Raw genomic sequence first — 11,734 nt, forward strand, 5'->3', positions numbered from 1 at the left:
GGGAAGATCGGCGCGAAGGGCGTGTCGTTGCCGGCGATGGCGCGGCCTTTCAGCAGGCCTTTCACGATCGCCTCGCGGTCGAGGGTCAGCGCCAGCGCGCGGCGGACCCGCTTGTCGGTGAACGGCGCCTGGTCGGTTCTGAGATGCACGGCGTCATGCGAACTCGCCTGGACGCTGAGCAGCCTGAAATTGGCATTGCCCTCGATCGCGAGTTCGAGACGCGTGGTGCTGGGGATGACGTCGAGCTGACCGGCCTGCAGCGCCACGACCTGCGCCTGCTCGTCGTCGAAGAATTTTATCTCGACACGGTCGGGCAGCGCCTTGTCGCCCCAATAATCGGGGTTGCGCACGAAGCTGGCACCCTGCTTGGGGCGGAAGGATTCGAGCTTGAACGGGCCGGTCGCGTTGAAATTCTTCTCGAAGTCGCCGGCATAGTCGGCCGGCAGGATGACGGCGTTGTAGACGTCGGAGGAAACATAGAAGGGGAAATTCGAGTTCGGCTGGTCGAGATCGAAGGCGACAGTCTGCTCGTCGACGATCTTGGCGCCGCCCTTGGACAGGATGCCCTTATAGGCCGACAAGGCCGCAGAACCCCTGTTCGGGTCAACCAGGCGCTCGAAGCTCGCCACCACATCCTTGGCGGTGACGGCGCGGCCGTCGTGGAATTTCACGCCTGGGCGCAGCTTGAACGTCCAGCGCTTGGCGGTTTCGTCGGCTTCCCACGATACGGCGAGCTTCGGCTGCAAACCATCCTTCGGGTCGTCGAGGATCAGATATTCGCCGACCTGGCTGATGACGCCAATGCTGGCCGGATCGGTCAGCGTGACCGGATCGATCGCCTTGGTCGGCTGGCCAAGCCCGACCCGGACCGTGCCGCCCGCGGCAGCCGCGCGCGCCTGGCCGGCGAAGCCAAGACCTTGCGAGGCCGCGAAGCCGGTCAGGCCGATCAGGGCAGCATATTTCAGGAGATCGCGGCGCTTGAGGAAACCTTGAGCATATTCGTCCACGGCGACGTTCCAGATGTCGCCGGACAGATTGCGAAGCGAGTCGATGTCGTTGCGTTTGGTCATTTTGTCCCTCTTTGAAATTGGATTGGAATGAAACTGGAATGGATGCAGCCGCCGTCAGACCGGCTGGCCGTCGAGTTCCATGCGGTCGACCGCTTGCGGGTAGAAGGCGATCAGTCCCTTGATCTTCGGCATCTCCGCGATCGGGTCGCGGTAGGCCCAGGCGACGTCCTCGCGCAGCGAACCGTCCTTGAGCACGCCGGACCAATAGGAGGCGATGCCCTTGTAGGGACATTGGGTCCTGGTCAGCGAGGCCCTCAACCGATCGAGGCGGACATCCTCCGGCGGAAGATAGAAACGTGTCGGCAGGTGGGTTTCGAACAGGAGCACCGGACGGCGGCTGTCAGCAACCACCTCGCCGTCGAACCAGATCTTCACATGGCTTGAGCTCTGCAGCACGTCGATGCGGGCATAGGGGTCGCGGGCATGGACGAAGACTTCTTCCTCCTCCTCGAACCACTGGTCGACCAGGTTCCAGGTGAAGGCGATGCGGCCGGCGAGCGGGGCGAGGTTTTCGTCGGGCGGCGCCGTGAACGACCAGGCGGCATCGGCGGCACGTTTGTCGCCGGCTTCGATGTCCCAATATTTCGTCTCGCCGCCGACCGGGTGCTGCTGGCCATGCCTCGCCGGTTTCAGCGCCGTCTGGTCGACCGCGGCCAGCGGGAAGAAATAGATCGGCAGGAAATGGTTGGAGCGCAGCACCAGCACGTTGCGGCTGTCGGCGATGATGCGGCCGCCGAATTTGACGCGGATGCGCTTGGGGCTGTGCAGGACATTGATCAGCTGCGGCGCAGTCGCCTCGCGCGGCTGCAGTCTGGGTTGGGCGGTCATGGCGGCTCTCCTCAGGATACGGCGCGCTGGTTGGCGCGCTGCTCGGCGAAGCGGTTGGCGGGGCGGGCAAGCCCGAAACGGTCGCGCAGCGTTCCCGGCGCGTATTCGGTCGGGAAGACGCCTCGGCGCTGCAATTCGGGTACGACCTGTTCGGCGAAGTTGATCCAGTCCTCCGGCAGCAGCGGGAACATCAGGTTGAAGCCGTCGGCGGCGCCCACCTCGAACCAGTCCTGCAGCTGGTCGGCGATCTGCTTCGGCGTGCCGGCGACCGTCGGCACCGAGCCGCTGTTGGCGAGCTTGCGCGCGATCTCGCGCAAGGTCAGGTTCTGCGTCGCCCATTGCTTGACGCGGTTGAGCGAGGTGCGGCCGCCATTGAAGGTGCTTTCATCGGGAAGCGCCGGCAGCGGGCCGTCCGGCGGATAGGCGGACAGGTCGATGCCGCTCCAGCTCGACAGGAGGTCGATGCCGACGCGGTCCGGCAACAGTGTCTGGAGATAGTCCTGCCTGTCACGCGCCTCGGCCTCGGAGGCGGCGACGATCGGCAGGATGCCGGGCAGGATCTTGAAGCTCTCGGGCCGCCTGCCGTGGCGCGAGAGGCGATCGTTGATGTCCTCGCGGTACCGGATGCCGTCTTCCCTGGTGCTGTAGATGGCGAAATGCGCGTCGGCATAGGCGGCGGCGAAGTTCTTGCCGTCCTCGGAGGAGCCGGCCTGGACAATCAGCGGATGACCCTGCGGCGGCCGCGACACGTTGAGCGGGCCGCGCACCTTGAAATGGCCGCCGCGATGGTCGAGCACATGGACCTTGTCGGGATCGGCGAAATAGCCGCTATCCTTGTCGAACAGCAGGGCTTCGTCCTCCCAGCTGTCCCACAGGCCCTTGACGATATCGAGGAACTCGGCGGCGCGCTGGTATCGGAAGGCGTGCTCGATATTGCCGTCGCGGCCGAAATTGCGCGCCTCCTCGTCCATCGCCGAGGTGACGACGTTCCACGACGCCCTGCCACCGCTGATATGGTCGAGCGAGGCAAACAGGCGCGCGACATTGTAGGGCTCGCTGTAGGAGCTCGAGGCGGTGGTGATCAGGCCGATATGTTTGGTGACGCCGGCCAGCGCTGACAAGAGCGTCAGCGGTTCGAGGCGGGCATTGGCGTAATGCGCGACGCCGCTCTTCACCGAGTCCCAGATCGAAACGTGGTCGGCGACGAAAATGGTGTCGATCCTGGCGCGCTCAGCCGCCTGGACCAGCTCGCGGTAGTAGTCGAAGCCCAGCACTTCCCGTCCAGGCGCGCGCGGGTGGCGCCATGACATGCGATGGTCGCCCTGCGGATTGAAGAAGAACGCGCTGAGGATCAACTGATTTCGCGCCATGCCGGCCTCCTTGCAAATCCGCTGCGGGAGACGGGACGCCGCGTCGATCAACGCGGCCGGCCATCTCCATTTTGCAAAAGGCTAGATTGCGCTCGGCATTAATTCGAGTAATTTTATAGAGATTATGTACTAAATAAGCGGAAGCGATTGCCCTTGATTAGGGCTTCAGCAGAAAGCGATTTCGAGGTCTTGATGTCTTCTTCAGTGCTCAATGTGGAAAAACTTTCCATCGCCTATGATGGGAAAAGAGGATGGCAATCCGCCGTTGACGGCGTTTCGCTGACTGTCGCAGAGGGCGAGGCGCTTGGCCTGGTCGGCGAATCCGGCTCGGGCAAAAGTTCGGTAGCCATGGCCATCCTGCGCTATCTGCCCGGCAACGCCCGTATCGCTGCCTCGGCGCTGGAGTTCCAGGGCCGGGAAATACGCGGCCTCTCCGATGAAGAACTGCGGGGGCTGCGAGGCGACCGCATCGCCGCCGTCTACCAGCATCCGGGCGCCGCGCTCAGCCCGGCGATGACCATCGGCCGCCAGATCGGCGAAACGATCATGCGCCATCGGCCGGTCCGTCACGAGGAAGCACGCTGGCGCTCGGCCGAGTTGCTGAAGCGCGTGCGAGTCGCCAATCCGGAGCGGGTGCTCGACCTTTATCCGCATGAATTGTCCGGCGGCATGCAGCAGCGCGCCAACATTGCGATTGCCATCGCGCTCGACCCGGCGCTGCTGGTGCTGGACGAGCCGACGACCGCGCTCGACGCCAGCGTGCAATCGGAAGTCATCGCCATCCTCGACGACCTGCGCCGCGACCACAAAACCAGCATTCTGCTGATCAGCCACGACATCAACCTGATCCGCCGCTCCTGCGACCGGGTGGCGGTCATGCAGTCGGGAGCAGTGGTCGAGAGCGGCGATGCCAAGGGTGTTTTCGAAAACCCCTCGCATGCCTATACTAAGGCCCTCATCGCCTCGATCCCGGCGCTCAATTTCACCAAGCGGGACGGCCGCCTGGCCGAGACCGGCACGACCGTCCGCGATCGCCCCGACGCGACCGCGGCCGCCGCCGATCAAAGAGATTCCTATCGAAGAAACGGGCAGGTCGCCATCGCCTGCAAGGGGATCAGCCATTCCTTCGGCGACCAGGCGGTGCTGCACAATGTCGACCTCGAGATCGGCCAAGGCGAGACCTTCGGCCTGATCGGCGAATCCGGCTCCGGCAAATCGACGCTGGCCAGGATCGTCACCGGGCTGCAGACACCGAGCCAGGGATCGGTCGCGCTGTTCGGCAGGACCGTCGCCGCGCGCGCGGAACGGCGCGCGCAGAGCGAGCGGCGTGACGTCCAGATGGTCTTCCAGTCGCCCGACCGCACGCTAAATCCGCGCCACCGTATAGGTCGGATCATCAGCCGGCCATTGCGGCGGCTTGCCGGCCTTGGCCGGAGCGATGCAAGGAACCGCGTCGCCGACCTGCTCCACTCGGTCAGGCTGGCCGACACGGCCGCGGAACAAAAACCACGCTCGCTCTCCGGCGGCCAGCGGCAGAGGGCGGCGATCGCGCGCGCCTTCGCCGGCGCGCCGAAAGTGGTGGTGCTGGACGAGCCGACCTCGGCGCTCGACGTCTCGGTGCAGGCCACGGTGCTGAACCTGCTCAACGACCTGCAGCACGACAGGGATACGACCTATCTGTTCATCAGCCACGACCTTCGGGTCGTGCGCTACATGGCCGACAGGATCGGCGTGCTCTATCGCGGTCGGCTCGTAGAGACCGGCTCATCCGACCAAGTCTTTCGTGGACCCAACCACCCTTATACAAAGCTGCTTCTGGAAGCGTCTTCCGACAACTCTCCAACAATCTCCGCGCAAGCTGGGGCTGCGGCCGATGCACCAGACAGCGGGTGCGCGTTTGCAGACCGCTGCCCAATCGCCGATCAAGCGTGCCGTAAAACCGAACCGGCAATCAAAGAACTTGAACCGGGTCACTGGGTCGCTTGTTACAAGTGGTAAAGCAGATCACGTCGCGGACGGAAAGGCGCTAAGTGGCGCCCCGGCGCGGCGGTAGCATTCATGTTCGTACAGAATGAGCTTGCGGAGACAATTATTACCGAGGCAAGCGCTCGCTTCGAAATTCGCGCCTTCTGGCAAAGCCACCGGCAAGGATAGGCTTCGGTGAAAATGAAACCTGTTCGAAGTGGAAGTTCCGTTGACCTCAACCAATCCAGACAAAGCCGCGCTTTTCCTGCTTTAGCAAGCATTTCTGCTGACTGCACAGCCATTCATACTTTTAAATACTAATAAATATTAACACCCACCGATGGAAGTCGCAGAATCTATCTTATGGAACTTGCTAGTATGGAAAGGCGAGATAGCGATATTGGTGAAGCCCGCCGCCGTCAGGATGCGCGCCACCCGGCCCCGGTCGCCGAACGAGAACGGGCCGGGTGCTTCGGGATTGGGCGGCGCGGTCGGCGGGACGATGCCTTTGATTGCGTCCATCGGCAGGCGCATCCAATCGTTCTCGGCCATGCCACGCCAGCAGACGAAAGCGACCCGCCCGGCCGGCTGGAGCGCGCGGCGCATATGGGCGAACGCCCCGTCGGATCGTCGAAGAACATCAACCCGAAACGCGAGAACAGGATGTCGAAAGCGCCCTCAGGCAACTCGGCGCTGCTGGCGTCGGCCACTCGGAACAGGGCCGGCGTATCCTGTGGCGCAAGGGCGCGCGCCCGGTCGATCAACGGTTCGGATATGTCCAAGCCCAGCACTTGGCCACGCCGGCCAACGAGGGCAGCCAGTGCCAGACTTGACGCGCCCGCGCCGCAGCCGACGTCCAGCACGCGCTCGCTCGTCGCGGGCGCGGCGGCTTCGATCGCGGCTTGGCCGAACACCGCCAGCATGGCGTCGAGCCGGGCCTGGTGGGGCGACCCAGCGCTCCCCGCTTGGTCATTCCAATCGGCGAGCCTATCCGCATTGTGCTGTGCCATGACATATCCTTGTCGTGATGCGCTCTTAACCAGGCGCTCCTCCGAAAGCCGGTTGATGCTTGCATCAGACCGGCAGCCCGAACCGCTTTCGCAGGCTCTTGTCGAATGCGGACGCAGGGACGAAACGGCGCAGAAAACTGATCTGACGCGCCGTTTTCCCAGCCGTATAGCGCCTCTTCGGAGCCGGATCGGTCGCAGCCGCCAACACGGTCTGGGCCGCCACTTCGGGCGCATCGCCTTTCTCCATCTCCTTCCGTACCGCTCCATTCATGACTGCGCGCGCCATGTCATAAATGGCCAGGAACTGGTCCGGCTTCGCGAGATTCTCTTCGAAGGAGGTGCGGGTATAGGCGGGCTCGACCAAGGAGACACGAATTCCGAACGCGCGCAGTTCATGGTCGAGCGATTCGGAATAGCCTTCAACGGCATGTTTGGTCGATGAATAAAGCGCGAAAAATGGACCCGGGATGAACCCCTGCACCGAGCTCAAATTAACAATTCTGCCCTTTCCTTGGCGTCGCATTGTCGGCAACACCGCATTGGTCACGCGAAAGACGCCGAAGACGTTCACGTCGAACAGCGCCTGCGCCTGAACCGTCGAGGACTCCTCCGCGGCGCCGAGCAGGCCCATGCCGGCATTGTTGACGAGCACGTCGATGCGGCCGGCCTCGGCAAGGACCCGCTCGACCACTTTCGCTACGGACTCATCGTCGGTAACGTCACAGGGCAGCATAGTAATACCGTCGGATCTCTTCGCCGCGGCGCGGCGGCTGGTTCCGAACACTCGAAAGCCCGCATCCCGCAAGGCTTTGGCGGTGGCGAGACCGATTCCGGAGGATGCGCCGGTCACCAGGGCGACGCCAGGACTGGTCATACTCATGAGGATAACTTCCCTTCTTGCTTTAGGTTGGAGCGACGCCGCTCAGGTTGGCCAATTGGGACCGGAGAAACTCTGCTCTCAAGTCAGCATCGACTGCTGGGCGAAGATGCCCGCCATCGCGCCGTGCGATGATGCCAGGGTGACCGATGGCGGCGTGAGGGGGTTGGCGAGGTCGCCGGCGGCGTAGATGCCGGGCATGCTGGTTTCGCGGCGCTCGTCGACCTTGAGGATGATGCCGAGGGGCGTATCGAGCGTGGCGAGGCCCAGTGGTTCATGCAGGCTTGCCGCCGGCTTGTTGCGCGGATGCGCGAACAGAATGTCGACAGCCATATCGGGGCCGCTATCGAGCTTGACGGTGGGATTATGGTCCCCATGACGGGCGATCTCGGTGATCCGGCCATCGACGATAGGTGTGTTGCGACGCTCCAGATCGGCCCGGATAGCGGGCGGAATGTCGTGACCATCGGCGAAGACCGTCAACCTGTCGGTCCAATCGTGGAACAGCCTGACCTGATTGTGCGACTGCGGGCCGGACCAGACGAGGCCCCAATGCTGGCCGGCGACTTCAAAGCCGTCGCAATAGGGGCAAGGCACGATGGATGTGCCCCAGCTTTCTGCAAAGCCCGGCACATCCGGCATCTGGTCGGCAACGCCATAGCTCAGGATCAGCCGGCGCGCCCCCAGGCTTTCGCCATCGGCAGTGAGGACGGAGAAATCGTCGATGCCGCCGGAGACTTTGTCGGCCCGAACGTTGACCAGACTGATCGCAGAATAACGCGCCAGCTGCCGGCGCGCCTCGGCCAGGATGTCCAGCGGCGGCTTGTGATCGTGGCCAAGCATACCATGCGAGTGGCCGGCGAAGCGGTTGCGCGGCAGGCCAGTGTCGAGAACGGTGACCTTGCGGCGGGCACGGCCGAGTTGCAGGGCGGCGGCAAGGCCAGCAAAGCTGCCGCCGATAATGATGACGTCATTCATGGTGATGGGCTCCGTGTTGCGGATGAAGCGGGTTGGGCTGAGCCTGGCGCGCACAATCGCCCAGCGATGCGCATTCGATATCGGTGGGCGGTCAAGGCAATGCTGATTTGGAGGACACGATAAAATCCACTCTTGGAATTTCTGAAACTGCGTAGTATCGTAATTCATGAATTACGATACTGTCAAGGACTGTAATTGAGATGACCGAAAATAGTCGAGGCCGGCGTGGCCGGCCCGCCAATGAGGCGCTTGGCCAAACCATTGTCGACACCGCAGGCGAACTCTTTGCAGAATTGGGTTTTCAAGCGACGACATTGGACAAGGTCGCCCAGCGAGCGAAGATATCGAAGCTCAGCATTTACAAGCACTTCGAGAACAAAGAGGCGCTGTTTGGCGCGGCCTTTGCGGCCCGCTGTCAGCAGCTAATCCCACAGGCGCTTTTTGAAGGCGTCGATGGCTCGGCCGAGGATCAGCTTATGGCGGTGGGATCATCGCTGCTTCGCACGCTGCTGCGCCCAGACGTCCGCAACGTCGAAGCCATGGTCATGGCCGACACGCCGAACCAAAAGTCGTTGAGCAAAGTCCATTACGAAGCCGGCCCCGCCCATATCGTCGCCCAAATCGAGACCCTGTTACGTCAGTTGAACGCGAAGGCGGTGCTGAACGTGCCCGATCCTCTCCGGTCCGCCCGCTTGTTTGCCGCACTTTTCAAAGGCTCCGATCTTCTGATTATTGCACGCTTTGATGAGGCGAGAGCAGAGGACGATGACGAAATCGAATCCTATTGCCGGGCGGCTGTCGCCATGTTCATCGCGGCTCACGGTCGCAACGAACACGCGGGCGGATAGCCGGGACGAGGCCGCGATGGACTACTCGCTTGATATTTTGAACGCGTGCACTGACTCAGCACGAGATCGGTGTCCGGAATGCGCCAGGACCGGACATTGCATGGCTGGCATGTGGATCATGCCCCCAGCTTGTCGAGCAAGGTCTTGGCCTCTTTCAGATCGAGCGTGTCGAAGCCCTCGGTGAACCAGCCGTAGGTCGGCGCCAGCAGGTCGTGCGCCTCGGCGCGCTTGCCCTGTTCGGCCAAAAGGCGCGCAAGCGATGTGGCGGCGCGGAGCTCCCAGGATTTGGCACCTTGCTCGCGAGACCGCTCGATCGCCTGGCGGAACGAGATTTCAGCCTCGCGGCAATCGCCTGGTTCCGCGGCAGCGCATAGGGCACCGCGGAGCCGCAGCAATTCGGCATGGCACCACTGCTCGCGGGTCCGGTTCACCTGGTCGAGGGCCCGATCGATCAGACGCACGCCGTCGGACGCGCGATTGACACTGCCTAGCACCTCGCCGAGCAGTCCCATCGCGTATGCCTGCGTCACGTGCGTTCCGACGGCCTGCATCCGGGCCAGGCTATCCTCAATCTGGGCGATCGCCCGCTCCTTATGGCCCTGCTTCGCCGAGAGCCAGCCCTTCTGCTGGGCGGCCATGGCGGTCCAAAAGGGATACGCCTGCTCGGTCGCGAAGGTGAGCGCACGGTCGATCCGCTCCTCGGCTTCGGCCACCTCGCGTCGGAACAGTCGTAACCATGCTGCCCATGTCAGCACATAAGCGCGGCTGAAGGGGTGCGCCAATCGCTCGGCCAAGACAAGGGCGTCTTCCATCCGGGCCAGCGCCTGGTCGGGGTAGCCGAGGTGCCAAAGCACCGCCGACCCACGACACAGGCAAATCGGTCCGGGATCCTGGCCGTAGAGGGCGAGATGCGCTCGATGTCGCTGTGGGCGATACGATTCAGAGGCCAGCTCCAGATGTTTGCGTGCCTCCCTGAAGTCGCCGCGCCAGGAAAAGCCGACCCCCCGAGCATAGTGGGCTTCGACCACCCACACGGGATCGTTGCTCTGCCGGGCAAGGTCGAGAAGCCGTCCGCTCAGCTCGTGCGCCGACGTGAGTTCGGCGCGCGTGGCCGAGTAGATGGCCAGGCCGAGCAGAACCGGGAAGAGGTCCGCATCTTCCGGCATCAGCTCGCAAAGGCGGCGCGCGCGAGAATATACCTGCTCGACCTCGGGATTTGCGTAGCCACTCCTGGCGGCGAGCACGCGGCCCAGCACCGTTAGCGCTGCGAGCTCGCGCCGCTGGCGCTCCGGGCCCGCAGGGAGCGTTTCGATCAGGTTCAGCGCTTTCTGCAGATGGCTCTGGGCCTCATCGTTGGCCGAACGGTCGTTGGCGCTCTCTCCCGCGCGCTGCCAATAGCCGATGGCCTGAAGCGAGAGGCCTGCAGCCGTATAGTGCTGAGCCACGATCTCGGGCTCGTGTTCGACGACCTCGCCGAAATGCTGCTCGAGCGCGTGGGCGATCCGGGTGTGCAGTTGCTGGCGCCGACTGCGCAGCAAGGTGGCATAGGCGGCATCTCCCACCAATGCGTGCTTGAAGATGCACGTCGCGTGCGGCGGCCGACCGCGCGCGATCACGAGCTCGGCGCCGATTAGCTGGTCGAGGGCGCCCTGCAGTTCCCGTTCCCCGCGCTGCGCGACAGCCGCCAGCAGCTCATAAGAGAATTCGCGGCCGATGGCGGCGCCAATCTGCGCACCCTCCCGCGCCGGCGCCACCAGCCGATCGAGCCGCGCCACCAGAGAATCCTGCAGGGTTGCAGGGATCGCCAACGGTGGCAGCGGGCCCGCGAGCGCGTAACGGTCGCCTTCATCGGTCAACACGTCGGATTCGATGACCGCCTTGGTCACCTCCTCGAGGAACAGGGGCACGCCGTCTGTCTTGGCCACCATCTGCTCGAGCAACCCGCCCGGCAGCGCCTTGCCACCGGTCAACCGCTGCACCAGGGCGGCACCCTGCCGGTGGCTCAGGCGGTTCAGCGCGAGCGAGGTGACCCGCGGGTGGCCGATCCACCGCGGCTCGAACTCAGGGCGGAAACTGAAGATCGCCAAGACTGCAAGGCGCGGGATCTGCGGGACCAATCGGTCGAGGAGCTCCAGCGACGTTGGATCAATCCAGTGGATATCCTCGAAAACCAACAGCACGGGCTGGCGGGCCGCTAGGCCAACAAGCTGCCGGATCAGCGCCTCGAGGGTCAGCTCCTTCTGGCGCTGGGGGCTGAGGTTCAGGGGTGCGTAGCGGCTGCCCACCGGGAGCGAAAGAAACGCCGACAACAAAGGGGCGTCGTCCCGGACCTTGTCTGTGGACCGCGCCAGGAGCCGCTCCAGCTTATCGAGTTTCACGCTCGGCGGATCGTCTGGGTGGAAGCCAGCCGCGCGGGTGAGCTGGACGATCGACGGGCGAAGGGCGCTGTTTGCGTGGAACGGCGAGCACTGGCAGCGGATGCGGATGTGCGGCCGGTCGCGCAGGCGCTCGCGCAGCGCCTGAATCAGGTGCGACTTGCCGATGCCTGGCTCACCGGAGAGCAGGACCACCTGCCCCTCCCCGGACGCGGCCTTGCTCCAGAGCTCCGCGAGCAGAGCAAGCTCGTGCTCGCGCCCGACCGTGGGGGCGAGGCCGCTCGTCGCGCGCGCTTCGAACCGGGTCTCGGCGGCACTCTCGCGAAGCACTCTCCACGCGCGGATCGGGGCGTCGAACCCTTTCAGCTCGTGCAAGCCGAGGTCGGCGAACTCGAACAGCCCGCCGAGCAGTC

Annotated in this window: 8 protein-coding genes and 1 pseudogene; 2 read left to right on the forward strand and 7 right to left on the reverse strand. The window is 64.0% G+C overall.

The genetic code is table 11. The annotated features are described in order from the left end of the window. The 3 genes from EOA33_RS10825 to EOA33_RS10835 form a co-directional block, all read right to left on the reverse strand. Positions 1-1,070: ABC transporter substrate-binding protein (locus tag EOA33_RS10825; protein WP_245482300.1), on the reverse strand; the 1,070-nt coding region annotated here is incomplete at its 3' end. Positions 1,071-1,124: 54 nt separating this feature from the next. Further along, positions 1,125-1,898, reverse strand: coding sequence for a DUF427 domain-containing protein (locus tag EOA33_RS10830; RefSeq protein ID WP_127405615.1), 774 nt, complete (start codon positions 1,896-1,898; stop codon positions 1,125-1,127). An 11-nt stretch (positions 1,899-1,909) separates the two neighbouring features. After that, the gene (locus EOA33_RS10835) at positions 1,910-3,268 is read right to left on the reverse strand and encodes an LLM class flavin-dependent oxidoreductase (RefSeq protein ID WP_127405616.1); all 1,359 of its coding nucleotides are present in this window, start codon (positions 3,266-3,268) and stop codon (positions 1,910-1,912) included. A 192-nt stretch (positions 3,269-3,460) separates the two neighbouring features. On the opposite strand from EOA33_RS10835, the gene EOA33_RS10840 reads away from it, so the two are divergent. Beyond that, the gene (locus tag EOA33_RS10840; RefSeq protein WP_127405617.1) at positions 3,461-5,266 is read left to right on the forward strand and encodes an ABC transporter ATP-binding protein; all 1,806 of its coding nucleotides are present in this window, start codon (positions 3,461-3,463) and stop codon (positions 5,264-5,266) included. Between the two features lie 348 nt (positions 5,267-5,614). On the opposite strand, the pseudogene EOA33_RS10845 reads toward EOA33_RS10840, so the two are convergent. The 3 genes and pseudogenes from EOA33_RS10845 to EOA33_RS10855 all read right to left on the reverse strand — a co-directional run. Further along, positions 5,615-6,243, reverse strand: a pseudogene (locus EOA33_RS10845) (class I SAM-dependent methyltransferase); the annotation flags it as partial. Positions 6,244-6,307: 64 nt separating this feature from the next. Further along, complete coding sequence (locus EOA33_RS10850) at positions 6,308-7,123, reverse strand: oxidoreductase (RefSeq protein WP_127405618.1); 816 nt, start codon at positions 7,121-7,123, stop codon at positions 6,308-6,310. Between the two features lie 78 nt (positions 7,124-7,201). Next, positions 7,202-8,098, reverse strand: coding sequence for an NAD(P)/FAD-dependent oxidoreductase (locus EOA33_RS10855; RefSeq protein ID WP_127405619.1), 897 nt, complete (start codon positions 8,096-8,098; stop codon positions 7,202-7,204). Positions 8,099-8,298: 200 nt separating this feature from the next. Between EOA33_RS10855 and EOA33_RS10865 the strand changes: the two genes are divergently transcribed. Next, a complete protein-coding gene (locus EOA33_RS10865) occupies positions 8,299-8,946 on the forward strand; it encodes a TetR/AcrR family transcriptional regulator (protein ID WP_127405620.1) in 648 nt (215 codons plus the stop codon). A 116-nt stretch (positions 8,947-9,062) separates the two neighbouring features. On the opposite strand, the gene EOA33_RS10870 is transcribed toward EOA33_RS10865, so the two are convergent. Further along, positions 9,063-11,734: AAA family ATPase (locus EOA33_RS10870; RefSeq protein ID WP_190234247.1), on the reverse strand; the 2,672-nt coding region annotated here is incomplete at its 5' end.

This window comes from Mesorhizobium sp. M4A.F.Ca.ET.050.02.1.1 (assembly GCF_003997725.1).
In the GTDB taxonomy this organism is placed as follows: Bacteria; Pseudomonadota; Alphaproteobacteria; order Rhizobiales; family Rhizobiaceae; genus Mesorhizobium.

Excerpts from the sequence above, each read along its gene's own strand:
- EOA33_RS10830 (WP_127405615.1), bottom strand. The coding sequence starts at position 1,898 with ATGACCGCCCAACCCAGACTGCAGCCGCGCGAGGCGACTGCGCCGCAG.
- EOA33_RS10835 (WP_127405616.1), bottom strand. The coding sequence starts at position 3,268 with ATGGCGCGAAATCAGTTGATCCTCAGCGCGTTCTTCTTCAATCCGCAG.
- EOA33_RS10840 (WP_127405617.1), top strand. The coding sequence starts at position 3,461 with ATGTCTTCTTCAGTGCTCAATGTGGAAAAACTTTCCATCGCCTATGAT.
- EOA33_RS10850 (WP_127405618.1), bottom strand. The coding sequence starts at position 7,123 with ATGAGTATGACCAGTCCTGGCGTCGCCCTGGTGACCGGCGCATCCTCC.
- EOA33_RS10855 (WP_127405619.1), bottom strand. The coding sequence starts at position 8,098 with ATGAATGACGTCATCATTATCGGCGGCAGCTTTGCTGGCCTTGCCGCC.
- EOA33_RS10865 (WP_127405620.1), top strand. The coding sequence starts at position 8,299 with ATGACCGAAAATAGTCGAGGCCGGCGTGGCCGGCCCGCCAATGAGGCG.